We start from the raw sequence: 24,190 nt of genomic DNA on the forward strand, positions 1-24,190 counted from the left end.
TTCTAGCCGCAGACGGGGGAAATGTCAGCCCGCCCGGCGCAAGATCGGGGAACATCGACCACCGTGGACGGTTGGTTCCGGCGACAGTCCTCAAAAGGAGCCGACCATGACCGATGCGCCCATCGACCCCGCCGCCACGCCGGACGACGACGACCGGCCCGAAATCGCCGCCGACGACGGGGGCGCCTCCGCGCTCGCCGAAGCCGCGCAGAAGAAGGCCGAGAAGGACGCCGGGGAGGACGATCAGTGAGCAAGCCCCACACCGACCGCATCGTCCCGGCGTCGGGCCAGCAGATGGATCGCTCCAACGATCCCGAAACCACCGCCGAACTGGACGCCGCCGCGCCCCAAGCCGCCCTGGCCAGCCGTCAGGGCCTGACCGGATCGGCCGTCGGCGTCGGCAGCGTCGATTTCGACAGCCTCGGCGCGTTCGACGTGGGGGCGGGCGACAATGAGCCTCAGGACGATCCGATCGTCACGCCTGAAAAGCCCTGATCGCTCGCCTTTCCGGCATGAGTGGGAGCGGGGCTTAGGCCCGCTCGACGCCGGGGCGCAGGCGGAAGCTCAGCAGCACCCCGGCGATCAGCAGGACGACCGCCCCGGCCAGGGCCGTGAAGGCCATGGCCGGTTTTTCGGCCTGTTCCGCCACGAAGGCGCCCAAGAGGCCCCAGGCGACGGGCAGGGGATAGGCCAAGGTGCGAAGGCTGGCCGTCACGCCCAGCGCCACGACCGTCACCGCCACGATGGCGACGATGGCCCATAGACTGGGCGACAGGGCGGTGGGCAGGGCGCCGAAGGCGGTCACGGTGGTGATCAGGTTCAGCGGCGCCGCCACCGTCAGCCAACCCGCCAGCGCCGCCAGGGGCCAGACCAGCAACAGCCGCTCGCGATCCATGCGCGGCAGGGCGCGCACGGCGCCGGAAACCGTCAGCAGCGGCAGCAGCAGCGCCAGCAGGGCGGCGAAGATGACCGCCACGCTGGCCGCCTTCAGGTTCATCGCCGCCACCACGATCCAGAAGCCGATGCCGAAGAAGGCGACCGCCGATGGCAGGCCCATCCGCGTCAGCAGCGGGCTTTCCCCCGTCTGGGGCAGGGCCTGACGCACGGCATAGGCCAGTATGCCGGCATAGATCAGCCCCCAGATCGAAAAGGCGTAGCCGGCGACGCGCAGGGTGCCGTTGCCGTCGGCGGCGAACTCCGCCTGGGTCAGGCCCAGGCCGGTCAGGGTCTGGACCAGGGGGGCGACGATGGCGAACAGGGCGGCGGCCAGGACGACCAGGCGGCGGGTGCGCTGTCGGGGCGTGGGGCGAATGATGGAGGACATGGGGGTTCCAGTGCGACGCTTGTCCGGGCCATACGCGCCGGAGACGCGGAGGTTCACCCGGAGCGACGGAAAAGTGAAGCTTGCATTCCACAGGCCGGGCGGGGTCTGGTGCGCGGATGCCCTCGCTTCGTCGCCCGTTCCTGTCGATTCTGGTCCTTGCGGCGGCCGGCGCCGCTGCGGTTCCGGCCGTGGCCCGGCAGTCGTCGGTTCCGCCGCCGGCCGCCCAGACCGCGCCCTTGCCCGCCTCGGTTCTGGACGCCTGGGGCCAAGTGCGCGCCGCCCTGACCCCGGCCCAGCAGGCCAACGCCGTGCGCGGCTTCCTGTCGGCGCTGGCGGCATGGCAACGGCGACCGACCCCGCCGCCGATGGACGCCCGCGACATCGCCTCGGGCCGGGCCGTGTCGCTGGACGATCCGGCCCTGCTGCAACGCCCTCAGACGCACGAGGTTACGGTGACGGTCGGCGGACAGTTTCTGGTCTTCCGCCCCCTGTCGCGCGCCAGCCTGGAACCCTTCTTCGGCCGCTAGGAACCGAAGGCGCCCACGGGCGGTTGTTCGCTGGAACCCCTCAAAAGGACGCGATCATGGCCGACCCCGACAACGAAGACCTGAACCTGACCGAAGAGGTCCAGGCCAATCTGGCCATCGAACAGGGTCTGGGCGTCGGCGCCCGCGAACTGGCCGCCCAGCGCGAGGCCGGTGAGAAGGCCTTCGACGACGAAGACGACGACGGCGCCGACCTCCCGGACGGACGCGCTCAGGTCAAAGCGGTTTGAGGGCCGGGCCTCAGGGCTCCATCTTGAAGTTGACCGAGAAACGGACCATGCGGCCGGCCAGAGGTAGGCCGGCCGCAGCCGCTTCGTCCGACAGCTTCAATCGGGCGCGGGGCAGCGACCGTTCGACGGATCGCCACAGATTGTAGCCCGCCGGATGTTCGCTTTCGGTCTGGCACTCTGTCATTCGACCCTCGGCCGTCACGACGCAGGACAGGACCACATAGCCCTCCAGCGGGCTGCGGCCGTTGACCGACTCCGGGAAGGTCGGGCGGGGCACGGATTCCCACCGCACCGTATCGGGCAGGCCGTCCTGACCATTGCCGTCGATCTCTTCGGCGCGGGCCTCGCGCGGGTCCACCAGAGGGCGGCCGCAGGCCGTCAGGGTCTGTTCGATGGCCGTGCTGGAGGGGTTCAGCTCCATGACATAGCGCGTTCGCGGGCCGCCGGGCGTCGGCGACGGTACGATGACCTGAAGCCTGCCGCCCTTCGCCAGGTCGCGCGCCACGACGGCGGGCAGGCGGCTGAATGCCGTGTTGCGCTGTGTGCCCACAGACCAGACGGAGGTGTAAGGTTCGGTCTGGTCGCCGGACTGTATGCCCAGATCGCGCGACAGGGTGCTTCGTGGCGCCTCGGGCAGGCCCGTGATCAGGACGTCGTAAACCCCATCGACGCATCGGGCGGCGATGGCCAGACCGGAGGTGAACTCGATCGTGGCCATCGTGGCCTTCCGCTCGGGCACGGACGTCAGCGTCCAGTCCTCGGCCTGCGGGGGATTGTCCTGAGCCAGGGCGGGCGTGGCGGCGGCGAACGCCAGGGCGGCGACGGTGAATCGAAGGCGATGATGCATCGCCTCAATCCGCACCAACTTCAGATTGCCGTCAAGCGGCCGCGTAGATGCTCTGGAACAGAACGGCGCCGTCGGCGGAACCCAGTTCGGCCTCGAAGGCGCGGTCGGGGTGGGGCATCATGCCCAGGACGTTGCCGCGCGCGTTCTGGATGCCGGCGATGGCGTTGACCGAGCCGTTGGGGTTGTCGACGTAGCGGAACACGACCTGGCCCTCGCCCTCGATGCGGGCCAGGGTCTCGGCGTCGGCGAAGAAGTTTCCGTCGCCGTTGCCCTGGGTCATGACGACCTCGCGCTGGCCTTGATAGCCGGCGGTGAAGCGGGTCTGGCCGTTGGCGACGGTCAGGGCGATGGGCTTGCAGACGTATTTCAGACCCTGATTACGCAGCAGGGCGCCGGGCAGCAGTCCGGCCTCGCACAGGATCTGGAAGCCGTTGCAGATGCCGACCACGGCGACGCCATCGTCTGCGGCCTTCTTGACCGCCTGCATCACCGGAGACTGGGCCGCCATGGCGCCGCAGCGCAGATAGTCGCCATAGGAGAAGCCGCCGGGAATAACGATCAGGTCCAGCCCCTGGGGCAGTTCCGTCTCGGCGTGCCAGACCATGCTGACGGGCTCGCCCGTGGAGCGTTCGACGGCGACCTTGCAGTCGCGGTCGCAGTTGGAACCGGGGAAGACGATGACGGCGGCGCTCATGGCGCGGGCCTTTAGCAGGGTTCTTTCGCCTTGTCAGGCCGTCGTGCGCGCGCGGCCCGTCAGCCAGGCGATCAGGAAGATGGCGAAGCCGCCCAGCGACAGCCCCATGCCTACCCAGCCGGTCGAGGCCCAGCCATAGCCGGCCGCGATGGCTATGCCGCCCAGCAAGGGGCCGATGGCGTTGGCGGTATTGAAGGCCGAGTGGTTCAGCGCCGCCGCCAGGGTCTGGGCGTCGCCGGCGACGTCCATCAGCCGCGTCTGGAGAATCGATCCCAGACCGCCGCCCGCCCCGATCAGGAAGACCACCACCATCACCGCCCACAGGTGCGGCGCCGCGAGGGGATAGAGGGCCAGGGCCGCCGCGCTCCACAGCAACAGGCCGCCCGCCGCCTTGAATCCCGCATGGTCGGCGGCCCAGGCGCCCAGGATGTTTCCGGTGAACATGCCGACGCCGAACACGGCGAAGACCCAGGGCATGACGGCGGGGCCGGCGCCCGTGACGGCCTCAAGGGTCGAGGCCAGATAGGCATAGACCGCGAACATGCCGCCGAAACCGACGGCGCCGACGCCCAGTGTCAGCCAGACCTGGCTGCGCTTCAGGGCGCCCAGTTCGCGCCAGGGGCTGGCGTCGGGATGGGCCGGATCGCGCGGCGCGAACAGGGCGACCAGGGCCATGGTCGCGACGGCCAGAACCCCGACGATGGCGAAGGTCCAGCGCCAGCCGTAGGCGTGGCTGATGATGTTGACCACCGGCACGCCCAGCACCGTGCCGATCGTCAGCCCCATCAATATGGTCGAGACGGCGCGGGTGCGGAAATGCAGCGGCACGACCGAGGCTGCGACCAGGGCCGCGACCCCGAAATAGGCGCCGTGCGGCAGGCCGCTGAGAAAGCGGAAGACCAGCATCCAGTGATAGGTTGGGGCCAGGGCGCTGGCGACATTGCCGACGGCGAACAGGCCCATGAAGCCGATCAGCAACTGCCAGCGCGGCAGGCGCGCGCCCAGCACCGCCAGGATCGGCGCCCCGACCACCACCCCGGCGGCATAGGCGCTGATGACATGGCCGGCGGTGGGGGCGTCGACGCCCAGACCGGCGGCGAAGTCGGGCAGGATGCTCATGGCCGCGAACTCGGTCACGCCGATGGCGAAGCCGCCCATGGCCAGGGCGACCAGCACCAGCGCGATGGCGCCGCGCGAAAGCGTCGGCGAGGGGGAGGCGAGAGCGGCGTCTGTCATGTTGCGGCGCAACATAGACCCGCTCGCCGACCCGACAAGGGCAAAGCCGCCCTCAGCCCCGGTTTTCGTAGGTCGCGGTGATCGACGCCTTGGCCAGGGTGTGGAAATGCAGGTTGAAGCCGAACACGGCGCCGGAGTTGTCGGCCGTGACGTCCAGGCTCTCCACATCCACCGCGAAGACGGTGAAGACATAGCGGTGCGGGCCGTGACCGGCGGGCGGGGCGGCGCCGCCGAAACCGGCCTGGCCGAAGTCCGTGCGGCCTTGGATTGCGCTGTGCGGCAGAGACCCGCCCGCCGACCCCGCGCCCGTCGCCAACTCGGTCACGTCCGCCGGAATATTGGCCACCGTCCAGTGCCAGAAGCCCGAGCCGGTGGGGGCGTCGGGATCGAAACAGGTCACGGCGTAGCTCTTTGTCCCCTCCGGCGCACCCGACCACGACAGTTGCGGCGAGGTGTTTCCCTTGGCGTGAACCTGAGCGTCCGGCAGCACGCCGCCGTCCTGAATGTCGGTGGAGGTGAGGGTGAAGGTCATGGACAGGCTTCCTCGGACAGAAAATCAAGCGACGGACAGCAGGCGCGCTTTCAAGCCGTCGCGATCCAACAGCCGCACCGCCTGAACGTCGAAAGAGACGAAGGTTTCCCCGCCCAGCCAACGGCCGTCATGGGCGATGACGCCGTCCGCGAAATCGCCGCCGGCCTCCAGCACGGCCAGTCCGGCTTCGGCCGCGGGGCGGTCGACGGAAATATTGTGTATGTCCAGCAGCCGGCGAATGGCCGCCGCGATGTCGGCGCGAGAGGCGCGATAGCCCCGCGCCAGAATCCAGGCGAATTCGCACAGGGACTGGCTGGTGACGGCGACCCGGTCTGCGGTTTCAAGGGCTTCGAGCGCCAGACGCTGCTGTTCCTCGTCGTCGCCGACGACGGCGCGCAGCAGGACGTTGGTATCGGCGGTGATGTTCACGACGGCTCGGGTTCCGAGCCCGCCTGCGTGGTCAGGGCGTTGATCTCTTCGATCGACAGATGCGCGCCGTTGGTCCGCCCCTTCAGGAAGCCGGACAGGTCGGACCATGAACCCTTCATCTGCTCGGCGCTGAGTTCCGCGCGACCGTCCGGCAGAAGATCCAGCCGGATCTTCTGCCCCGGCTGAATGCCGAGGTGTTGCAACACCTCCTTGCGGAAGGTCACCTGGCCTCGGCTCGTGACGGTCAGAGTGGTCATGCCGTCAATGTAATGCGTTTATGCATTACATTCAACGCCGGGTGTCAGGTCGCCTCGATGCGGTAGCTTTCGATGACCGTATTGGCGAGAAGCTGTTCGCACATCTTCTTCGCCTCGGCTTCGGGGTCTTCGACGCCGGTCAGGTCGAATTCGATCAGCTTGCCGACGCGGGCGTTGGAGACGCCGGGCCAGCCCAGGCCCTGCAGGGCGCCTTCGACGGCCTTGCCCTGAACGTCCAGGACGCCGGGCTTGAGGAAGACGTGAACCTTGACCTTAGCCATCAGTGCAGCCCCCCCTGGATCACGGTGGGCATGCCCTTCATGATGCCCAGGCGACGCGCGACCTCGGTATAGCTTTCGATCACATTGCCCAGGTCGCGGCGGAAGCGGTCCTTGTCCAGCTTCTCGCCGGTCGAGGCGTCCCACAGACGGCAGCTGTCGGGGCTGATCTCGTCGGCCAGCAGCACGCGGCTGAAGTCGTTTTCCCAGACGCGGCCGAACTCGATCTTGAAGTCGACCAGAGTGATGCCGACCGCGCTGAACAGGCCCGACAGATAGTCGTTCACCCGCACCGTCATGGCCAGCATATCGTCCAGCTCCTGGGTCGAGGCCCAGTTGAAGGCGGTGATATGCTCTTCGGTGACCATCGGGTCGTTCAGCTCGTCCTTCTTGTAGTAGAATTCGATGATCGAGCGGGGCAGGGGCGTGCCTTCCTCGATGCCCAGGCGCTGGCTCATCGAACCCGCGACGATGTTGCGGCAGACGACCTCCAGCGGAATGATCTCGACTTCGCGGATCAGCTGCTCGCGCAGGTTCAGGCGTTTGATGAAGTGGTTGGTCACGCCGATGCCGTTCAGGCGCGACATGATGAACTCGCTGATCTGGTTGTTGACCACGCCCTTGCCTTCCAGCACGGCCTTCTTCTGGGCGTTGAAGGCGGTGGCGTCGTCCTTGAAATACTGGATCAGGGTGCCGGGTTCGGGTCCTTCGTAGAGGATCTTGGCCTTGCCTTCGTAGATTTTCTTGCGCTTGCTGTTCATCGTCCGGTCCCGGCTTACGGGCGCCCTCCAGAAACAAAAATCGCGCGGCCATGAGTGGAAGGGCAAGACCCGGTCCTGGCGGCGCGTTTCGGAATCGTTCGGGCAGTCAATCTCGTTCGCGGTCTCCTTAGCGGAAGGCGGGCCTCGATACAAATGAGGATGGCGAGACGCGCCGCCGGATGCGGCGGATGGGGACAGTTGCGCCCCATACGGCCGAAGTCAGGTTGCGTTCATGGCCGGGCGGGCTATAGACGGCCGTTGCCCCGACGTTAGCGGGGCGTGCGGAGCTGTGCTGAGCGAAATGACGACCTTCGATGATCGGGAAAAGGCCTTCGAGGCCAAGTTCGTCCTCGATCAGGAGCAGGAGTTCAAGGCCATCGCCCGGCGCAACCGGATGCTGGGCCTGTGGGCCGCCGAGAAGATGGGCCTGTCGAGCGAGAGCGCCGATCAGTACGCCGCCGCCGTGGTGCGCGCCGATTTCGAGCAGCCGGGCGACGAGGACGTGTTCCGCAAGGTCGCCGGCGACTTCAAGGCCTCGGGCCTGTCGGTGTCCGAGGGCGAAATCCGCTCCAAGATCGACGAACTGGCGTCCATCGCCCGCGAAGGCATTCGCGCCGGCGAATAAGGCGACCGGCCTTCGGGTCGATCCGAGAATTCGAAAGGGCCGCACCCGGGGGAAAGTGCGGCCCTTTCTTTTTGCCGGGGACGTTGGGGGATGTCTCACCCGGCGTACTGTGCGTCTCGCGCTCCAAAAGAACACGGGCGCGCGATTTTGGTTTCAGCGTCCGGGCGAAATTCTTTCGTGGAGTTTCGCCCTTCAGTCCTCGAACACGACCGTCCTGGCGCCGTGCAGCAGAACGCGGTCCTCCAGATGGCGGCGGACGGCGCGGGCCAGGACGCGCCGCTCGATGTCGCGGCCCTTGCGGATCAGGTTTTCGGGCGTGTCGCGGTGGCTGATGCGCTCCACGTCCTGTTCGATGATCGGGCCCTCGTCCAGGTCGGGCGTGACGTAGTGGGCCGTGGCGCCGATCACCTTCACCCCGCGCGCATGGGCCTGATGATAGGGTTTGGCGCCCTTGAAGCCCGGCAGGAAGGAGTGGTGGATGTTGATGCAGCGTCCCGCCAGCCGCCGGCTGAGATCGTCGGACAGGATCTGCATATAGCGCGCCAGCACGACCAGTTCGGTCCCCGTCTCCTCGATCAGGCGCAGCAGGGCCGCCTCCTGCGCGGGCTTTTCGGCGGCGTCGATCGGCAGGTGGTGGAACGGCAGGTCGCCCAGATCGACATGGCCGATCAGCTCGCGCGGATGGTTCGACACCACGGCCGTCACCTGCATCGGCAGTTCGTCGATGCGCCAGCGATAGAGCAGGTCCGCCAGACAGTGATCGAACCGGGACGTCAGGATCATCACCTTGCGCGGTTCGTCCCCGCGCAGCGTCCAGTCCATCGAAAACCGTTCGGCCAGAGGGGCGAAGGCGGCGCGGACCGTCGCCTCGTCATCGCCTTCGACGGGTTCGAACACCACGCGCATGAAGAAGGTGGCGCTGGAGGCGTCGCCGAACTGCTGGGCGTCGGAGATGTTGGCGTCCCGCTGCAGCAGGAAGGCGGAAACGGCCGCGACGATGCCGTGGCGGTCGGGGCAGGAGAGGGTCAGAATCATCAGGCGGCAGGCTTTTGCGGGAGAAACGTCCCCAGTATGGCCCAGCTTTCGGCCTTTGCCGACAAGGATATGGCGTGGGCGGGACTGGACGACGGCAGATCGACCCGCGCGACGCTGTCCAGGTTCGCCAGAATGGACCGCCCCATCTTCGCCGCCAGCCGGCCGTTGAAGGCGACGGCCCGCAGATGCGGCAGGCTGTCGACCAGACCGCGCAGGTCCGCCGCCTCTGGCGACCGGATCGCCGCATCCAGACTGCCCGACCGTTCCGCCGAGGCGATCACGTCCCACAGACCGACGCCCCGCGCCTTTAGTCGTTCCAGACGCTGCTCATAGGGCAGGGCGGGCAGGTCCTCGCCCAGCAGGTCGCCGATCAGGGGCCAGAAGCCGTTGCGTGGATGGGCGTAATACTGCGCCGCCTTCAACGAGGCGTCGCCGGGCAAACTGCCCAGGATCAGCAGGCGGGTGTTTGCATCCACGACGGGGGCGAAGCCGATGCGGCGGTCGTCGGTCGAGCGCTCGGTCACTTGGCCGGCGGATCGTCGCGCAGCCAGCCGGTGATCGACCGACGCTTGCCCCCGGCATAGGCGGCGACCGGCGCGACCGAATGCATTCGCGGCGTCTTGAACACGGTCCAGACGTTGAACCCTGGCTTGAATCCGCGCTCGATGTCGCCGTTGGAGTCATGGAACAGCAGCTGACCGCCCCAGTCCGGCCGCCAGTCCCGCGACAGACCCAGCGTATAGGCCGCGCGTCGCTCGCCCACGCCCGTATCGTCATGCTGGGTCAGGAAGTCGCCGGGCCGGAACCAGGTCGCCTGGGCGTCGATCTTGGTCACGCGCTCTTCGCCCGTCACGACCTTGGCAAAGGTGGTGAAGGGCGCGTCGTTGAAGAATTGCAGCAGGATGTGGGTCGCGTGGCCTTCGTCCTCTCCGGTCATCAGGGCCGTGATGATCGGATAGGCCAGATAGACGAAGGAAAAGCCGTCGCGGGCCTCCGCCACGGCGTTCTGGATACGGGCGCCCAGTGCGTCGCGGCCCATCGCCTGCATTTCCGGGGGCGAGAACAGCTTGCCGCCTTCGGGCGTCTTCAGCGACAGCCGCCAGGCCGTGTCGTGTTCCAGCGCAAGGTCCAGCCATTCGGCGCTGGCCTCGTCCAGCAGGTCGGGCACCTGAACCATCCCGTCGCGCGCATAGGCCGCCGCATAGTCGCGGGGATCGAGCCGGGGGTTCAGCCGGATCGTGCGCTCGACCATCGGAATCAGTCTCCGAACACCCGCTTGAACACCACGTCCACGTTCTTGGTGTGGTAGCCGAGGTCGAACAGGGCTTCGAGCTGGGCGTGGGGCAGGGTGACGCGCTCGTCGGCCTTGAGGAAGTCCAGGAAGGCGCCTTCGCCGCGCCAGACCTTCATGGCGTTTTCCTGCACGGCGGCGTAGGCGGCCTCGCGCGAGATGCCCGCCTGGGTCAGGGCCAGCATGACCCGCTGCGAATGAACCAGACCGCCCAGGCGGTCGATGTTCTTCTGCATGTTCTCAGGATAGACGTTCAGCCGCTCGACCACGTTGGCCAGACGGTGCAGGGCGAAGTCCAGGTGGATGGTGGCGTCGGGACCGATGCCGCGCTCGACCGAGGAATGGCTGATGTCCCGCTCGTGCCACAGGGCGACATTCTCCATCGCGGGCGTGACGGCCGAGCGGACCAGACGGGCCAGGCCGGTCAGGTTCTCGGTCAGGATCGGGTTGCGCTTGTGCGGCATGGCCGACGAGCCCTTCTGGCCCTTGTCGAAGAACTCCTCGGCTTCGAGGACTTCGGTGCGCTGGAGATGGCGGATTTCCACGGCGAGGCGTTCGACCGAGGAGGCGACGACGCCTAGCGCGGCGAAGAAGGCGGCGTGGCGGTCGCGCGGGATCACCTGGGTCGAGACCGGCTCGACCTGCAGGCCCATCTTTTCGGCCACATAGGCTTCGACCGCCGGATCGACGTTGGCGAAGGTGCCGACGGCGCCCGAGATGGCGCAGGTGGCGATCTCTTCCTTGGCGGTCAGCAGGCGGCGTTTGGCGCGCTGGAACTCGGCGTGATAGCCGGCCAGCTTCAGGCCGAAGGTGACGGGTTCGGCGTGGATGCCGTGCGACCGGCCCACGGTCGGGGTGTATTTATGCTCCTTGGCGCGGGTCTCCAGCGCGGCCAGAACCCGGTCCACGCCCTCGATCATCAGGTCCGACGACCGGGCCAGCTGAACCGCGAAACAGGTGTCCAGCACGTCCGAGGAGGTCATGCCCTGGTGCAGGAAGCGGGCCTCGTCGCCGACGATTTCGGCTACATGCGTCAGGAAGGCGATGACGTCGTGTTTGGTGGTGCGTTCGATCTCGTCGATGCGGTCGGCGTCGAAGGTCGCGTTCTCGCCCTTGGCCCAGATGGCCTGGGCCGCCTCGGTCGGGATGACACCCAGTTCGGCCATCTTGGCAGCGGCGTGGGCCTCGATCTCGAACCAGATCTTGTACTTGGTCTCTTGCGACCAGAGGGCGGCGGCGACGGGGCGGGAATAGCGCGTGATCATGGGCGGGTCGTGTCGGTCGTGGGGGGCGAGGAGTCAAGGTTTTGCGGGGTGGCGAGGTTGACTTTGCCCGCCGCTGTCCCAGATTCAGCGCGCTTTCAGGAGGACGACCTCCCCCACATGGGATCAACGCCGGGACGACCCGGCGCCCTGCAGGGAGATGTGTCATGGCCTGGGTGTTCCTTCTTTTCGCCGGTCTGCTGGAAGTCGTCTGGGCCTTTCTGATGAAGGCGTCGGCCGGGTTCACGCGGCCGTGGCCGACGGTCGGGATGATCGTCTTCATGATCGGCTCGTTCGGCCTGTTGTCGATGGCGATGAAGACCCTGCCGCTGGGCACGGCCTATGCGATCTGGACCGGCATCGGAGCCGTGGGCGCCTTTGCGGTGGGGGCGGCCTTCCTTGGCGAACCGCTGACGCCGCTCAGGATCGCGGGCGTGACCCTGGTGGCGTCGGGCCTGATCGTGCTGAAACTGGCGTCCGCCCGTTAATGTCGGAGAAGGTCGTCATGCGTCTTCTATACGCCCGTCGCGGCGCGGCTGCGTCATTTCCAGATCGACCTCGCCGATCACGGCGACGACGGCGTTGGCGCCGACTATCTGGCGGTCCTTCTGGCCCATCCCGATTTCAGACAGTGGGAGACGGAGGCCGGGAAACCGTCCTAAGGCCTTGAGAACCATTTCGACAGACGCCGCGTTAAGCCGATGTCGCTACCTTGAAGGCGCGGCGAACCCCACACGCGGACCTGTCAAATGACCCACCCGGCCATGCCCCGAACGGAACTTGCGGCGCCGCGCGTCATGCATCCGGTCGCGGCCTATGGTCTGGCCGCCCTGATCGGCGCGGCCTTCTGGGCCAGTCTGCTGGTGGCGATCTTCTAGGCGGCTAGCGCTCGCCGCCGACCGCGCCGGCCTGAGCGATCAGGACCGGCTCGGCCTGGGGCGGCGGGGCGACATAGTCCAGGGCGATGGGCGCGGCCCGGGCGCCCGAGGCCAGGGCGTCCAGCGTTTTCAACGGCCCGCCGAACATCCGCTGATAGATCCAGTAGCTGGCCACGACCTTTTCGACATAGTCGCGGGCCTGGGGCACGTCGATGGTCTCGATCAGCAGCAGGGGATCGGCGTCCGGCCCCAGCTTCCTGACCGCCGCCAGCATCGGTCCCGGCCCGGCGTTGTAGGAGGCCACGGCCCGCAGCAGGTCGCCCTGGAAGGCGGGCAGGGCCAGCATCCGGCTGATATAGGCCTGGCCCAGCCGCAGGTTCACCGCCGGGTTGAACAGCCGGGTCGGATCGCTGACGAAGCCGCGGTCGCCGCTCAGTTCCGCCGCCGTCGTCGGCATCACCTGCATCAGCCCATAGGCGCCGACGTTGGAGCGGGCCGTGGCGTTGAAGTCGGTCTCCTTGCGGGCCAGCGCATAGACCAGCGCCTTTTCGATGACGAAGCCGCCTTCGGGCGTCAGGTCGGGCATCGGATAGCGGGTCGCGTCGATGCGGCTGGCCTCGGCGGCGGTGTTGACCGGCAGGATGGCGCGGGCCAGGGCGTTCCACATCTTGGCGGCGTCGCCGACGGCGGTGCGAAGGTTGGAGCGCAGCTCGGTCTCGGCGTCGGCGCGGCGGCCGACCTCGTAGAAGGCGACGGTGCGGCGAGCGCGGGCGTCGGTCTGGACGAAGGCTTCCAGCGCGGTCGGCTCGACGCTGGCGCTCTGGGGCACATAGGCGGCGCGGCGCAGGCGGGCCTCGGCCTCGTAGGGGCGGGGCCCCATGTTCTCGATGGTCGGCTCCTCGCCCAGCTGACGCAGGGCGATCTGGCCATAGAAGGTGGCGGGCCACTGACCGGCCAGATGCAGATATTCGTTGACCCGGTCCTGGCGGCCCGACTGCGACGCCGACCGCGCGGTCCAATAGGCGGCGCCGGCGCGCACCCAGGGGTCTTCGGTCGGATCGTTGGCGACGCGCTCGAAGGCGGCGAAGGCTTCGTGGAACTGGCCAAGTCGCCATTCCGCCAGGCCGACCGTCCACCAGTCGCCGATCTGGCGCCCGACGGACGAGGCGCCGGTCAGGTCGTCGTTGTTATAGGCGACGCGCGCGGCCTTGGCCGGATCGTCGACCCCGCCGCCGCCGGACACGGCCGTCACCAGGCTGTTCCACGTCCGGCCGATCACGCCGCCGGGGCGCGTCGGCTCGGGCGCGCCGTCCGGGCGGCGACGTAGGGCCAGCGTATAGACGCGGTCGGCGCAGGGCAGGTCGGAATAGGTCTCCAGCCAGGCCGTCAGCTCTTCGTAGGTGGCGACGTGGTCGGGGTGGAACAGGCTTTCGAACTCGACCTGGCCCAAGAGGACGCGATCCTGGGCCTGGCGGGCCGAGGCGCGGGCGGCCTCGATGTCGCCGCGCTTCAGGGCGTCGAAGGCGGTGGTGTAGGAGATCCGATCGGCGGAACTCAGGGCGACGGGGCGGCCGGAACCGGCGCTCGAATCGGCCGTTGAACCGGCATAGGGCGCCTCGGCCCAGGCCGCGCACGAGATGGCGCAAACGGCGACAGCCAGCGTCGGCGCGAGAAACGCGCGGCGGAACAGGTGCATAAGCGGCGGCCCCCTCGTTGGCGACGGCCGTCCTTCAAAAGCACAAAGGCGGCGCGTGTATGGCGATGGTCGTCAGCATGTCACAATGCCGCCGTTAGCCTTGTTCTTCAACCGAGTCCGTTTCAAGGCGAACCGCCAACGAAAGCAGATCGGCCCAGGCCTGGCGCTTGGCCTGGGGCTGACGCAGCAGGAATGCGGGGTGCAGGGTCGGCATGACGGGGGCGGACACGCCGCCTTCCGCCAGACGCCATTCCTGCCAGCGCCCGCGCAGTTTCATGATCCCTTCCTCGGCCTGAAGCACGGATTTGGCCGAGGCGGCGCCCAGCAGCAGAACCGCGCGCGGCTTCAACAGGGCGAAGGCGCGCTCGACGAAGGGGGCGCAGACCGCCTGCTCCTGCGGGCTGGGCGTGCGATTGCCGGGCGGGCGCCAGAAGACGGTGTTGGTGATGAAGACCCGGTCGGTCAGACCCGTCGCCGCCAGCATCCGGTCCAGCAACTGGCCGGCCTTGCCCACGAAGGGCTGGCCGATCCGGTCCTCGTCCGCGCCGGGGCCTTCGCCGACGATCAGGACCGGGGCGTTGGGATTGCCGCGTCCGAACACCGACTGGGTCGCGCCCATACCGCGCAGGGGACAGCCTTCGAAGGCGGCGACGGCGGCGGCCAGATCCTGAAGCGTGGCGGCGCCGGCGGCCAGACGTCGCGCCTCGGCCGCCGCGTCCTCGGCGACGTATCCGGCCAGGGGCGGGGCCACCGAGGCGGTCGCGCGCTGGACCGCCTTCACCGCCGGCGGAGGCGCGATATGGGTGTGATCGACCGGCGCGTCGCCATAGCAGGCGTCCACCCCCGCATCCCGCCAGAAGGCGAGCAGGCTTTCGACTGCAGCGATGTCGTGGGGTTGCGCGTTCATGTCTCGGACTACCGATAAGCCTTGACCGCCGTCACGTCACCTTCCGATAAGCGGCATAACCACACGGACAACCGGGATTCAGGGGGAAAAATGGCCGAGGACGTCATCGAGGGCGGCGCCAAGAACGCCCGTCAGGACGCCATTATCGACAATCTGCCGCCGCTGGAGGCGCTGAACGGCGTCGAGCGCGAGGTGATGGAATACGATGTCGTCATCGTCGGCGGCGGCCCGGCCGGCCTGTCGGCCGCCATCCGCCTGAAGCAGCGCGCGGAAAAGGACGGCAAGGACATCTCCGTCGCCGTGCTGGAAAAGGCGGCCGAGGTCGGCGGCCATATCCTGTCGGGCGCCGTGATCGACCCCAAGGCGCTGAACGAACTGTTCCCCGACTGGAAGGACCGTGGCGCGCCGCTGGAGACGCCGGTGACGAAGGACCGCTTCCTGCTGCTGGGGCCGCAGGGGTCGGCGCCCCTGCCGATGCCGCTGCTGCCACCCTTCATGCATAATCACGGCTGCTATATCGCCTCGCTGGGCAACGTCACGCGCTGGCTGGGCGAACAGGCCGAGGCGCTGGGCGTCGAGGTCTATCCCGGCATGGCCGCCAGCCACGTCGTCTGGGACGACGCCGCAGGACGGGTCAAGGGCGTGGTCGCCGGGGTGTTCGGCATCGACCGCGAGGGCAAGCCGACCGACGACTTCCAGCCGGGCATCGAACTGCACGGCAAATATGTCTTCATCGCCGAGGGCGTGCGCGGCTCCCTGGCCAAGACCATCATCGCCCGCCACAAGCTGCAGGACGGCAAGTCGCCGCAGAAATACGGCATCGGCCTGAAGGAGCTGTGGCAGGTGCCGGCCGAGCAGCATCAGCCGGGCCTGGCCCAGCACACGACCGGCTGGCCGCTGGACGAACACACGGGCGGCGGCAGCTTCCTGTATCATTTCGGCGACCGCTATGTGGCCGTCGGCTATGTCGTCCACCTGAACTACAAGAACCCCTTCCTGTCGCCGTTCGACGAGTTCCAGCGGTTCAAGCACCACCCCGACATCGCAAGACACCTGGAGGGCGGGACGCGCATCTCCTACGGCGCGCGGGCCATCACCGAGGGCGGCCTGCAGTCGATCCCGAAACTCAGCTTCCCCGGCGGGGCGCTGATCGGCTGTTCGGCGGGCTTCGTGAACGTGCCGCGCATCAAGGGCAGCCACAACGCCATGAAGACCGGGATGCTGGCCGCCGACGCCGCCTATGAGGCGGTGCAGGCCGGACGGTCGGGCGACGAACTGATCGAATACCAGACCGCCTTCGAAAAGAGCTGGGTCCACAAGGAGCTGTCGCTCGTCCGTAACGCCAAGCCCCTGCTGTCCAGGTTCGGCACGACCCTGGGCGGGGCGTTCGGCATGTTCGACATGTGGTGCCGCACGCTGCTGGGCGGCTGGTCGCCGATCCCGACGCTGAAGCACGAGAAAACGGACGCGGCCTCGACCGAGCTGGCGGCTAACCACAAGCCGATCAAATATCCCAAGCCGGACGGCAAACTGTCGTTCGACAAGCTGTCGTCGGTGTTCATCTCCAACACCAATCACGCGGAGGACCAGCCGGCGCACCTGAAGCTGCTGGACCCGACCATCCCGATCCGCGTCAACCTGCCCGAATACGGTGAGCCTGCGCGGCTGTACTGCCCGGCGGGGGTGTACGAGGTCGTCTATGGCGACGAGGCGGCCAAGGCCGATCCGCGCTTCGTCATCAACGCCCAGAACTGCGTCCACTGCAAAACCTGCGACATCAAGGACCCGTCGCAGAACATCGTCTGGACCACGCCCGAGGGCGGCGGCGGCCCCAACTATCCGAATATGTGATTTCGGACCCGCCCATTCCCGCTTTCGCGGGGATGGGCGGAACGCTCAAGACGCCATCTGTCCTCTTGCGGGGGCGGGGGAAACCGTGAAGGGTCCGGGCATGATCGCCTCCCGTTCCCGCCTGTTCTCCGCCTCCCTGACCGTCGTCGCCCTGGCCATCGCCGGACAGGCTGCAGCCCAGGACGTCGCGCCCGCCGCGCCGACGCCGCAAAGCCATCCGCCGGCCGTGATCCTGGAGCCGGGCCAGCCCGTTCCCGGCCAGACGGCGCCGGCGACCCCGGATGCGGCCTCCGATCCCCACATCGTCATCACCGACACGCCCGCGACTCCGGCCATTCCGGCGGTCTGGGCGCCGGTCCCGACCAACGCCGAGGGGCGCAGCGCCTATGGCCTGTATCTGGCCGGCAAGCTGGCGCTGATGCAGGGGGAGGGGGCGCAAGGCTCCGACCTGCTGGCCCAGGCCGAGCGGCTGACGCCGGAACAGCCCCGGGTGCGCGAACAGGCTTTCACCTCGGCGCTGCTGACCGGCGATCTGGACGTGGCGGCGGCCCTGGCGCCGACCGACGCCGCGGCCTCGCCCGCCTTCGTCGAGGGCGGACGGCTTGTCCGGCTGGTTCAGGACTACGCCCACGGCGACGCCCGCGCCGCCAACGCCGCCCTGGCGGCCCAGCCGATCGGCGCGCCGCACGCCCGCGCGGGGCTGCTGGTCTCGCCGTGGATCGCGGCGGCGGCCGGCGACTGGACCCGCGCGCTGCAGCCTGCGCCCACCGCCGGCGATCCGCTGACCCTGGCCTTCGCCCGCATCAATCGCGCGACCCTGCTGGAGCGCCGCCGCAAATACGCCGAGGCCGAGGTCGAGCTGAAGGCGGCGGCCGACGCCCCGACCATCGGCGCCCTGTTCAAACGCCCCTATGGCGAGTTCATGGAGCGGCGCGGCCGCCGCGACGAGGCCATCGCCCTGTACCGCGCGGCCATGGCGGTCCAGCCGGTCGATCCGGGCGTGGCGCGCGCCCTGCAACGGGCCGAGACGGGCGGACGGCCCCCCGCCTCGCCCGATCTGCGCGAAGGCGCGGCCCAGGCCCTGGTCACGGCCGCCGCCCAGGCCTCGGCCGAGCGGGGCAACGAATTCGCCGCCGTCTATCTGCGTCTTGCGCAAAACCTCCATCCCGACGCCGAGACCGAATATCAGCTGGCCCAGGTCCTGGCCCGCGCCGGTCTGAAAAGCTCGGCCCGCGCCGCCCTGTCGCGGGTGGGGACCGAGGACGCGGCTCTCTACGCCGCCGCCCGCGCCCAGATGGCTGTCAGCCTGGAGGAGGAGGGGCAGTCGCAGGACGCCCTGACCGAACTGCGCCGCGCCTTCGCCGCCAGCCCCGACAATCGCCAGATCGCCCTGGTTCTGGCCGGTCAGCTGATGCAGTTGAAGCAGCACGACGAGGCGCTGGCCCTGCTGGACGGCCCGGTGCTGAACGCCGCCGATCAGGGCGCCAACGTCCACTTCTTGCGCGGCGCCGCCTATGAGGCCCTGAACCGCACGACCGAGGCCGAAGCCGAGCTGTGGGCCGCGCTTCAGGCCGCGCCCAACGACGCCGACATGCTGAACTATCTGGGCTATCTGTGGGTGGACAAGGGGCTACGGGTCCAGGAGGGCGCGGCCATGATCGCCCGCGCCCATGCGCTGGAACCCGACAACGGCAACATCCAGGACTCGCTGGGCTGGGCGCAGTTCAAACAGGGCCAGTACGACACCGCCGTCGACACCCTGGAACAGGCCGTCGACAAGGAGCCGGCCAACGCCGAGATCAATGACCATCTGGGCGACGCCTATTGGAAGGTGGGCCGCCAGCGCGAAGCCGTCTGGCTGTGGAACCGCGTCCTGGTGCTGGACCCCGACGCCGAACGCCGCGCCGAGGTCGAACGCAAGATCGCTGACGGGCTGGATAGGCCGGGTTCGACGGGGCAGGGCGTCTCCAACTGATCCGCCGGCTCTGAACCGTCATTCCGGGGCGTCCGAAGGACGAGCCCGGAACCCAGGAGGCGTGCATAGGTGATGGCCGTGTCCGGCGGGGCGGATGCGGTCCTGGTTTCCGGGTTCCTCGCTGCGCTCGGCCCCGGAATGACGAGCGGAGGTGGATGGGCGGGTGAAATATGCAGGGGCATGGGCTAGTCACGGCCCATGACCGTCTGCACCGCCCTGGCCCCGGCCAAGATCAATCTGTTCCTGCACGTCGGGGCCGTGGACGGGGACGGCTATCATCCGCTCAGCAGCCTGGTCGCCTTCGCCGATGTGGGCGATCGGGTGTCGGTCGCGCCGGCCGGGCGGCTGTCGCTGGAGGTCGTCGGTCCCTTCGCGGGCGGCCTGTCGGGCGAGGGGGACAATCTGATCCTGCGCGCGCTGCGCCGGCTGGGCGAGGCGACCGGGGCAGGCGAGCCGGGGCTGAAGGTCGTGCTGGACAAGCGACTGCCCATCGCGGCGGGTCTGGGCGGCGGATCGTCCGACGCGGGCGCGGCGCTGAAGCTGGCGCGCGAGGTTCTGGCGCTGGACATCGACGATGCGGGGCTGGAGGCGGCGGCGGCCGTGGTCGGGGCCGACGGTCCCATGTGCCTGCGGATGCGAACCGCCTGGGCCGAGGGGCGGGGCGACGTCCTGACCGACGAACCGCGCCTGCCGCCCCTGCCGGCCGTCCTGTTCAATCCGGGCGTCCCGTCGCCCACCGGCGCGGTCTATCGGGCCTATGACGCCGGTTCCGTCGCGGCGGCGGATCGTCCGGCGCCGCCCGTCGACTGGAGCGTCGGCGGCGTGATCGACTGGCTGTCGGCCCGGCGCAACGATCTGCAGGCCCCGGCCGTGGCCCTGACGCCCGCCATCGCCGACGCCTTGTGCGCCGTCGCCGCGACGCCCGAGGTCGCCCTGACGCGGATGTCCGGTTCCGGCGCGACGGTGTTCGGCCTATATCCCAGCCTTCAGGCGGCCGAGGCGGCGGCGGCCATTCTGGCCCAAACCCATCCGAGCGCCTGGGTTCAGTCGACCTGTCTGGCGGAACAGTAACGCCTCAGTCTTGTGGCCGAATACCGGCGACAGCAGCCGTTCGGCCCAGCATTCGCCCAGGTCTCGCCGTGATCATCACAAGAGTTACGGTTTGTAACGAAATCCCGGAACCGGATCGCCGGTCTCCGACTTGGACACCACAGTTCCGATGACTGGAACGGATCGCCGTCTCCCCGCGACGGTCCTCAAACAGAAAAAGGATAGTGTCATGCTTCGTGCCAAACTGCTTGCCGCGACCGCCGTCGTCACCCTGATGGCCGCCCCCGCCTTCGCTCAGGAGGCCACCCCGACGCAGACCCCGACCGAGACGCCCGCCCAGACCCCGGATCGGGCCCCCGCCCCGGCCGCCGCGCCCGTGATGCAGGAGGCCGCGCCCGCCGAAACCGCCGCGACCCAGGCGACGCCCGCCCCGGCCGAAACCGTGGTCGATGTGCTGAAGTCCAGCGGTCAGTTCACGACGCTGCTGGCCGCGCTGGACGCCGCCCAGCTGACCGACACCCTGGCCAGCCGCCCGGCCATCTCGATCTTCGCCCCGACGGATGCGGCCTTTGCGGCCCTGCCAGAGGCGGATCGCACCCGTCTGATGGACCCGGCCAATGCGGCCGAGCTTCGTCAGCTGCTGCTCTATCACGTCATCGTCGCCGATGTGACGCCCGACCAGATCCAGGGCAAGAAGGGCGGCGTCCCGACCGCCGCCGACAGCCAGATCCTGCTGGACGGCACCGGCTCGGCCATCAAGGCCGACGGCGCCACGGTGGTCAGCGCCGAGCTTGACGCCTCCAACGGCGCGGTCTTCCCGATCGACAAGGTGCTGAACCCGGCCCAGTCCATGGCCGCCATGGGCGACGAGGAAGCCGCCGCCCCGGCCGAGGCGACCGCCGCCGCTCCCACGGCCCCGACCGGCGAACCGGCCGCGGCGACCGTCACCACCGCCTCGCCCCCGGTCCAGAATCCGACCGACGGCCAGGTCGATCCGGCCCCGAACGGCGGTGAGGCGACCGCCCCGACCCCGAACTGATCCGGGTCGGCGCGCGCCCCACGCCAAATGGGCGGGCGCAGCGTGTTGAAGCGAGAGGCGGCGGGCCCTATGGTCCGCCGTCTTTTTTTGCAGCCCCTCCCGAGCCCGATTTGACCACCCCGACTGAGCCGCTCGCGTTTCAGGACCTGATCCTGACCCTTCACCGCTATTGGGGCGATCAGGGCTGCGCCATCCTGCAACCCTATGACATCGAGGTGGGGGCGGGGACGCTGCACCCGGCCACCGTCCTGCGCGCCCTGGGCCAGAAGCCGTGGAAGGCCGCCTACGTCCAGCCCAGCCGCCGCCCCGGCGACGGCCGCTATGGCGAGAACCCCAACCGGCTCCAACACTATTATCAATACCAGGTCATCCTGAAGCCGAACCCGGACAACCTTCAGGAACTGTATCTGGGGTCGCTGGCCGCCATCGGCATCGATCCGAAACTGCACGACATCCGCTTCGTCGAGGACGACTGGGAAAACCCCACCGTCGGCGCCTGGGGCCTGGGCTGGGAGGTCTGGTGCGACGGGATGGAGGTGACGCAGTTCACCTATTTCCAGGGCGTGGGCGGCATCGAGGTGGATGTGGTCTCGGGCGAACTGACCTACGGGCTGGAGCGTCTGGCCATGTATGTTCAGGGCGTCGACAATGTGTACGACCTGAAGTTCACCAAGGAGGGGCTGACCTATGGCGAGGTCTTTCTGGAGAACGAGCGCCAGCAGTCCGAGGCCAACTTCCACGGCTATGACGTGGACGGGCTGAAGCGCCGGTTCGAGGACATGGTCGCCGAGGTCTCGCGCCTTCTGGCCATGACCGGACCCCAGGGCCAGCCGCTGGTCCTGCCCGCCTATGACCAGGTGCTGAAGGCCAGCCATCTGTTCAACCTGATGGATGCGCGCGGCGCCATCGCCGTGGCCGAACGCCAGAGCTACATCGGCCGCATCCGCGAACTCTGCAAAGCCTGCGCCCTCGCTTACGTCGAACAAGAGCGGAAAACGGCGTGATTTCCATTTCCGCTCATCCCCGCGAAAGCGGGGACCCAGTCCTGTCGCGAGGCGCTATGTCTGGGATTGCGGTTGAAGCCCATACGGCGCTGGTTTTGCGCCCAAAGCGCTGGGTCCCCGCTTTCGCGGGGATGAGCGGACAGATTTGAGACCCTGATGCCCCAACTCCTCCTCGAAATCTTCTCCGAAGAAATCCCCGCCCGGATGCAGCAGGGCGCCGCGCGCGACCTGGAGCGGATGGCGTCCGAGCGGCTGAAGGCCGCCGGCCTGACCTGGGACGCGCTGAACACCTATGCGGGGCCGCGTCGCCTGACGCTGGTGATCGACGGCCTGCCCGCCGCCACGCCCGACCGCGAGGAAGAGGTCAAGGGCCCCAAGGTCTCGGCCCCGCCCCAGGCGCTGGAGGGCTTTCTGCGAAAGACCGGCCTGAACCGCGAGGCACTGGTGGAGCGTGACGGCGTCCTGTTCGCCGTCCTGTCGTCCAAGGGGCGTGCGACCGCCGATCTGGTCGCCGAGACGGTGGATCAGATCGTGCGCGCCTTCCCCTGGCCCAAGTCGATGCGCTGGGGCACGGGAAGCCTGCGCTGGGTGCGGCCGATCAAGCGCATCCTGTGCCTGTTCGACGGCAAGGTGGTTCCGTTCGAGATCGACGGGATCGCGTCCGATGCGATCACCGAGGGGCACCGCTTCATGGGCTCGGGCGCACCCTTGCGGGTCAGCGAGTTCGCCGACTACCGCGCCCAGCTGGAAAAGAATTTCGTCCTGATCGACGTGGCCGACCGCAAGCTGCGCATTCTGGAACAGGCCAGGGCCGCCTGCGCCGCGCGGGGCCTCGTTTTGGTCGATGACGACGGCCTGCTGGACGAGGTGGCGGGTCTGGCCGAATGGCCGACGCCGATCCTGGGCGACATGGACCCGCAGTTCCTGGCCCTGCCGCCGGAAGTCGTGCGTCTGTCGATGAAGGTCCACCAGAAGTATTTCGCCGTCCGCGATCCGGCGCGCGAAGGTCTGGCTCCCAACTTCCTGGTCGTCGCAAACGTCGAGGCGACTGACGGCGGCAAGGCCCTGGCCGCAGGCAACAGCCGCGTGCTGTCCGCCCGCCTGAACGACGCCCGCTTCTTCTGGGACGAGGACCAGAAGGTCGGCTTCGACGCCTGGAACGCCAAACTGTCCGGCGTCACCTTCCACGCCAAACTTGGCACATTGGCCGAGCGCGTCGAACGCATCGCGGCGCTTGCCCGCGAGATCGCCCCGCTGGTCGGCGCCGACCCGGTCGAGGCCGAGACGGCCGCGAAACTATCCAAGGCCGACTTGGTGTCGGGCATGGTCAGCGAGTTCCCGGAACTGCAGGGGATCATGGGCGGCTATTACGCCCGTCTGGCCGGATACCCCGACGCCGTCGCCGACGCCGTGCGCGACCACTACAAGCCGCAGGGGCCGAATGACACGGTGCCGACCGCCCCGGTCACGGTCGCCGTCGCCCTGGCCGACAAGCTGGACACCCTGATCGGCTTCTTCGCCATCGACGAAAAGCCCACGGGATCAAAGGATCCGTTTGCGCTGCGAAGAGCGGCGCTGGGCGTGATCCGGCTGGTGCTGGAGAATGGGGTCCGCGTACAGCTGCGACCCATCATCGAAAGAGCAGAGCAACTACTCTTCACGACGTTGGTGCAAAGCCGAACTGTAGCTGTTCAAAAGGCTGATGGCGCCATCACCTTTGAAATAGTCGATCCCCAGCCTGCAAGAGATGCGTTCTTGAAAGAATGGACACGTCATCTGGGCGTTGCGCGCATCACCTCTGACTATATCTTCGGCGATGTGGTTCAAAGTCGGATGGAAGACGATGGGGATTGGTTCACGCTGCGTGATCTCGATTCCCTTAGGGGCGAGGTGTCAGCCTTCTTCGCCGACCGCCTGACCGTTCTTCTGCGCGACCAAGGCCAGCGTCACGACCTCGTTGCCGCCGTCTTCGCCTTGGGCGACGACGATCTGGTGCGGATCGTGCGTCGGGTGGAGGCGTTGGCCGCCTTCCTCGCCACGGACGACGGGGCCAATCTGCTGGCCGGCTACAAGCGCGCCTCCAACATCCTGCGCGCCGAGGAAAAGAAGGGCCCCCTGCCGACCGGCATGGTCCAGACCGGTCTGCCGGACCAACCCGAGGCCGAGACCGCCCTGGCCTTCGCCGTCGGCGCCGCCCACACCGCCGTCGAGGCCGCGCTGGAAACCGAGGACTTCGCCGCCGCCATGACGGCCCTCGCCGCCCTGCGCGCCCCGGTGGACGGCTTCTTTGAGGCGGTCATGGTCAACTCCGACATCCCCGCCGAACGCGACAACCGCCTGAAACTGCTGGGCCAGGTGCGCGACGTCATGGGCCAGATCGCGGACTTCGGCCAGATCGCGGGGTAGGGGAGAACCCCTCCGTCTCTCCGCTACGCTCCGAGCCA

General features: G+C 68.4%; 28 protein-coding genes. 13 read left to right on the forward strand and 15 right to left on the reverse strand.

All coding sequences use genetic code 11. The features are described from left to right. Positions 1–106: 106 nt before the first annotated feature. Complete coding sequence (locus tag SH203_RS15475; protein WP_159457535.1) at positions 107–250, forward strand: hypothetical protein; 144 nt, start codon at positions 107–109, stop codon at positions 248–250. Further along, positions 247–495, forward strand: coding sequence for a Tat pathway signal protein (locus SH203_RS04315; protein ID WP_087119644.1), 249 nt, complete (start codon positions 247–249; stop codon positions 493–495). Before SH203_RS15475 ends, SH203_RS04315 begins: the two co-directional genes overlap by 4 nt. Positions 496–529: 34 nt before the next feature. Here the strand turns inward: SH203_RS04315 and SH203_RS04320 are convergent, their stop codons facing one another. Next, positions 530–1,324, reverse strand: coding sequence for a hypothetical protein (locus SH203_RS04320; RefSeq protein WP_087119645.1), 795 nt, complete (start codon positions 1,322–1,324; stop codon positions 530–532). Positions 1,325–1,440: 116 nt separating this feature from the next. On the opposite strand from SH203_RS04320, the gene SH203_RS04325 reads away from it, so the two are divergent. Both SH203_RS04325 and SH203_RS04330 read left to right on the forward strand, forming a co-directional pair. Beyond that, complete coding sequence (locus SH203_RS04325) at positions 1,441–1,851, forward strand: hypothetical protein (protein ID WP_087119646.1); 411 nt, start codon at positions 1,441–1,443, stop codon at positions 1,849–1,851. 56 nt (positions 1,852–1,907) lie between these two features. Next, positions 1,908–2,099 carry a hypothetical protein gene (locus tag SH203_RS04330; protein ID WP_087119647.1) on the forward strand — a complete coding sequence of 64 codons (192 nt, stop codon included), beginning with the start codon at positions 1,908–1,910 and terminating at the stop codon, positions 2,097–2,099. A 10-nt stretch (positions 2,100–2,109) separates the two neighbouring features. On the opposite strand, the gene SH203_RS04335 is transcribed toward SH203_RS04330, so the two are convergent. The 8 genes from SH203_RS04335 to purC are packed head-to-tail and all read right to left on the reverse strand — an operon-like array spanning position 2,110 to position 7,133. After that, complete coding sequence (locus SH203_RS04335) at positions 2,110–2,946, reverse strand: hypothetical protein (RefSeq protein ID WP_087119648.1); 837 nt, start codon at positions 2,944–2,946, stop codon at positions 2,110–2,112. 31 nt (positions 2,947–2,977) lie between these two features. Next, positions 2,978–3,640, reverse strand: coding sequence for a phosphoribosylformylglycinamidine synthase subunit PurQ (gene purQ, locus SH203_RS04340; protein WP_087119649.1), 663 nt, complete (start codon positions 3,638–3,640; stop codon positions 2,978–2,980). A gap of 33 nt (positions 3,641–3,673) precedes the next feature. After that, the gene (locus SH203_RS04345) at positions 3,674–4,876 is read right to left on the reverse strand and encodes an MFS transporter (RefSeq protein WP_087120158.1); all 1,203 of its coding nucleotides are present in this window, start codon (positions 4,874–4,876) and stop codon (positions 3,674–3,676) included. Between the two features lie 52 nt (positions 4,877–4,928). Beyond that, a complete protein-coding gene (locus SH203_RS04350; RefSeq protein WP_087119650.1) occupies positions 4,929–5,408 on the reverse strand; it encodes a YbhB/YbcL family Raf kinase inhibitor-like protein in 480 nt (159 codons plus the stop codon). A gap of 24 nt (positions 5,409–5,432) precedes the next feature. Then, the gene (locus SH203_RS04355; protein WP_087119651.1) at positions 5,433–5,837 is read right to left on the reverse strand and encodes a type II toxin-antitoxin system VapC family toxin; all 405 of its coding nucleotides are present in this window, start codon (positions 5,835–5,837) and stop codon (positions 5,433–5,435) included. Further along, complete coding sequence (locus tag SH203_RS04360; RefSeq protein WP_087119652.1) at positions 5,834–6,094, reverse strand: AbrB/MazE/SpoVT family DNA-binding domain-containing protein; 261 nt, start codon at positions 6,092–6,094, stop codon at positions 5,834–5,836. Before SH203_RS04360 ends, SH203_RS04355 begins: the two co-directional genes overlap by 4 nt. Before the next feature lie 44 nt (positions 6,095–6,138). Beyond that, entirely contained in the window at positions 6,139–6,375 is a 237-nt protein-coding gene (gene purS / locus SH203_RS04365; protein WP_087119653.1) for a phosphoribosylformylglycinamidine synthase subunit PurS, read from the reverse strand. Next, entirely contained in the window at positions 6,375–7,133 is a 759-nt protein-coding gene (purC, locus tag SH203_RS04370; protein ID WP_039244425.1) for a phosphoribosylaminoimidazolesuccinocarboxamide synthase, read from the reverse strand. The genes purS and purC overlap by 1 nt, the downstream gene beginning before the upstream one ends. 301 nt (positions 7,134–7,434) lie before the next feature. Here purC and SH203_RS04375 point away from each other — a divergent pair, with 301 nt between their 5' ends. After that, complete coding sequence (locus tag SH203_RS04375; RefSeq protein ID WP_200808809.1) at positions 7,435–7,758, forward strand: DUF1476 domain-containing protein; 324 nt, start codon at positions 7,435–7,437, stop codon at positions 7,756–7,758. A gap of 192 nt (positions 7,759–7,950) precedes the next feature. On the opposite strand, the gene purU is transcribed toward SH203_RS04375, so the two are convergent. From purU to purB, 4 genes are read right to left on the reverse strand one after another with little or no spacing between them, the layout of a single operon-like run. Beyond that, the gene (gene purU / locus SH203_RS04380) at positions 7,951–8,793 is read right to left on the reverse strand and encodes a formyltetrahydrofolate deformylase (RefSeq protein ID WP_087119655.1); all 843 of its coding nucleotides are present in this window, start codon (positions 8,791–8,793) and stop codon (positions 7,951–7,953) included. Further along, positions 8,793–9,317 (reverse strand): DNA-deoxyinosine glycosylase, encoded by a 525-nt coding sequence (locus tag SH203_RS04385; RefSeq protein WP_087119656.1) that lies wholly within the window; start codon positions 9,315–9,317, stop codon positions 8,793–8,795. Before SH203_RS04385 ends, purU begins: the two co-directional genes overlap by 1 nt. Beyond that, on the reverse strand, positions 9,314–10,045 hold the full coding sequence (locus SH203_RS04390; RefSeq protein WP_087119657.1) for a 2OG-Fe(II) oxygenase family protein: 732 nt from the start codon (positions 10,043–10,045) through the stop codon (positions 9,314–9,316). Before SH203_RS04390 ends, SH203_RS04385 begins: the two co-directional genes overlap by 4 nt. 5 nt (positions 10,046–10,050) lie before the next feature. Next, entirely contained in the window at positions 10,051–11,349 is a 1,299-nt protein-coding gene (purB, locus tag SH203_RS04395; RefSeq protein ID WP_087119658.1) for an adenylosuccinate lyase, read from the reverse strand. A 164-nt stretch (positions 11,350–11,513) separates the two neighbouring features. On the opposite strand from purB, the gene SH203_RS04400 reads away from it, so the two are divergent. Continuing rightward, the gene (locus SH203_RS04400) at positions 11,514–11,834 is read left to right on the forward strand and encodes a multidrug efflux SMR transporter (protein WP_087119659.1); all 321 of its coding nucleotides are present in this window, start codon (positions 11,514–11,516) and stop codon (positions 11,832–11,834) included. Positions 11,835–12,095: 261 nt separating this feature from the next. Next, the gene (locus SH203_RS15865; protein ID WP_255376551.1) at positions 12,096–12,224 is read left to right on the forward strand and encodes a hypothetical protein; all 129 of its coding nucleotides are present in this window, start codon (positions 12,096–12,098) and stop codon (positions 12,222–12,224) included. 4 nt (positions 12,225–12,228) lie between these two features. On the opposite strand, the gene SH203_RS04410 is transcribed toward SH203_RS15865, so the two are convergent. Then, positions 12,229–13,920, reverse strand: a complete 1,692-nt coding sequence (locus SH203_RS04410) for a lytic transglycosylase domain-containing protein (RefSeq protein ID WP_087119660.1) — start codon at positions 13,918–13,920, stop codon at positions 12,229–12,231. 94 nt (positions 13,921–14,014) lie between these two features. Beyond that, on the reverse strand, positions 14,015–14,827 hold the full coding sequence (locus tag SH203_RS04415) for a uracil-DNA glycosylase (protein WP_087119661.1): 813 nt from the start codon (positions 14,825–14,827) through the stop codon (positions 14,015–14,017). Between the two features lie 195 nt (positions 14,828–15,022). Between SH203_RS04415 and SH203_RS04420 the strand changes: the two genes are divergently transcribed. The 6 genes from SH203_RS04420 (at position 15,023) to glyS (ending at position 24,152) form a co-directional block, all read left to right on the forward strand. Continuing rightward, entirely contained in the window at positions 15,023–16,678 is a 1,656-nt protein-coding gene (locus tag SH203_RS04420) for an electron transfer flavoprotein-ubiquinone oxidoreductase (protein ID WP_087120159.1), read from the forward strand. 100 nt (positions 16,679–16,778) lie between these two features. After that, positions 16,779–18,653 carry a lipopolysaccharide assembly protein LapB gene (locus SH203_RS04425; protein ID WP_087119662.1) on the forward strand — a complete coding sequence of 625 codons (1,875 nt, stop codon included), beginning with the start codon at positions 16,779–16,781 and terminating at the stop codon, positions 18,651–18,653. Between the two features lie 198 nt (positions 18,654–18,851). Beyond that, complete coding sequence (locus SH203_RS04430) at positions 18,852–19,724, forward strand: 4-(cytidine 5'-diphospho)-2-C-methyl-D-erythritol kinase (protein ID WP_087119663.1); 873 nt, start codon at positions 18,852–18,854, stop codon at positions 19,722–19,724. A 208-nt stretch (positions 19,725–19,932) separates the two neighbouring features. Then, positions 19,933–20,742: a fasciclin domain-containing protein gene (locus SH203_RS15480; protein ID WP_087119664.1), complete on the forward strand. Its 810-nt coding sequence runs from the start codon at positions 19,933–19,935 to the stop codon at positions 20,740–20,742. Between the two features lie 110 nt (positions 20,743–20,852). Next, entirely contained in the window at positions 20,853–21,746 is an 894-nt protein-coding gene (locus SH203_RS04440) for a glycine--tRNA ligase subunit alpha (RefSeq protein WP_087119665.1), read from the forward strand. Positions 21,747–21,902: 156 nt separating this feature from the next. Beyond that, the gene (gene glyS, locus SH203_RS04445; RefSeq protein WP_087119666.1) at positions 21,903–24,152 is read left to right on the forward strand and encodes a glycine--tRNA ligase subunit beta; all 2,250 of its coding nucleotides are present in this window, start codon (positions 21,903–21,905) and stop codon (positions 24,150–24,152) included. The last annotated feature ends 38 nt before the right edge of the window (positions 24,153–24,190 follow it).

The organism is Brevundimonas sp. SH203 (assembly GCF_002157625.1).
In the GTDB taxonomy this organism is placed as follows: Bacteria; Pseudomonadota; Alphaproteobacteria; order Caulobacterales; family Caulobacteraceae; genus Brevundimonas.

Bases quoted from the DNA above. Each gene is read 5' to 3' on its own strand.
- glyS (WP_087119666.1), top strand. From the start codon at position 21,903: ATGCCCCAACTCCTCCTCGAAATCTTCTCCGAAGAAATCCCCGCCCGG.
- purC (WP_039244425.1), bottom strand. From the start codon at position 7,133: ATGAACAGCAAGCGCAAGAAAATCTACGAAGGCAAGGCCAAGATCCTC.
- SH203_RS04330 (WP_087119647.1), top strand. From the start codon at position 1,908: ATGGCCGACCCCGACAACGAAGACCTGAACCTGACCGAAGAGGTCCAG.
- SH203_RS04415 (WP_087119661.1), bottom strand. From the start codon at position 14,827: ATGAACGCGCAACCCCACGACATCGCTGCAGTCGAAAGCCTGCTCGCC.
- SH203_RS04410 (WP_087119660.1), bottom strand. From the start codon at position 13,920: ATGCACCTGTTCCGCCGCGCGTTTCTCGCGCCGACGCTGGCTGTCGCC.
- SH203_RS04320 (WP_087119645.1), bottom strand. From the start codon at position 1,324: ATGTCCTCCATCATTCGCCCCACGCCCCGACAGCGCACCCGCCGCCTG.
- SH203_RS15475 (WP_159457535.1), top strand. From the start codon at position 107: ATGACCGATGCGCCCATCGACCCCGCCGCCACGCCGGACGACGACGAC.
- SH203_RS04425 (WP_087119662.1), top strand. From the start codon at position 16,779: ATGATCGCCTCCCGTTCCCGCCTGTTCTCCGCCTCCCTGACCGTCGTC.
- SH203_RS04400 (WP_087119659.1), top strand. From the start codon at position 11,514: ATGGCCTGGGTGTTCCTTCTTTTCGCCGGTCTGCTGGAAGTCGTCTGG.
- purB (WP_087119658.1), bottom strand. From the start codon at position 11,349: ATGATCACGCGCTATTCCCGCCCCGTCGCCGCCGCCCTCTGGTCGCAA.
- purS (WP_087119653.1), bottom strand. From the start codon at position 6,375: ATGGCTAAGGTCAAGGTTCACGTCTTCCTCAAGCCCGGCGTCCTGGAC.
- SH203_RS04420 (WP_087120159.1), top strand. From the start codon at position 15,023: ATGGAATACGATGTCGTCATCGTCGGCGGCGGCCCGGCCGGCCTGTCG.
- purU (WP_087119655.1), bottom strand. From the start codon at position 8,793: ATGATTCTGACCCTCTCCTGCCCCGACCGCCACGGCATCGTCGCGGCC.
- SH203_RS15865 (WP_255376551.1), top strand. From the start codon at position 12,096: ATGACCCACCCGGCCATGCCCCGAACGGAACTTGCGGCGCCGCGCGTC.
- purQ (WP_087119649.1), bottom strand. From the start codon at position 3,640: ATGAGCGCCGCCGTCATCGTCTTCCCCGGTTCCAACTGCGACCGCGAC.
- SH203_RS04390 (WP_087119657.1), bottom strand. From the start codon at position 10,045: ATGGTCGAGCGCACGATCCGGCTGAACCCCCGGCTCGATCCCCGCGAC.
- SH203_RS04360 (WP_087119652.1), bottom strand. From the start codon at position 6,094: ATGACCACTCTGACCGTCACGAGCCGAGGCCAGGTGACCTTCCGCAAG.
- SH203_RS04335 (WP_087119648.1), bottom strand. From the start codon at position 2,946: ATGCATCATCGCCTTCGATTCACCGTCGCCGCCCTGGCGTTCGCCGCC.
- SH203_RS04345 (WP_087120158.1), bottom strand. From the start codon at position 4,876: ATGACAGACGCCGCTCTCGCCTCCCCCTCGCCGACGCTTTCGCGCGGC.
- SH203_RS04350 (WP_087119650.1), bottom strand. From the start codon at position 5,408: ATGACCTTCACCCTCACCTCCACCGACATTCAGGACGGCGGCGTGCTG.
- SH203_RS15480 (WP_087119664.1), top strand. From the start codon at position 19,933: ATGCTTCGTGCCAAACTGCTTGCCGCGACCGCCGTCGTCACCCTGATG.
- SH203_RS04430 (WP_087119663.1), top strand. From the start codon at position 18,852: ATGACCGTCTGCACCGCCCTGGCCCCGGCCAAGATCAATCTGTTCCTG.
- SH203_RS04325 (WP_087119646.1), top strand. From the start codon at position 1,441: ATGCCCTCGCTTCGTCGCCCGTTCCTGTCGATTCTGGTCCTTGCGGCG.
- SH203_RS04375 (WP_200808809.1), top strand. From the start codon at position 7,435: ATGACGACCTTCGATGATCGGGAAAAGGCCTTCGAGGCCAAGTTCGTC.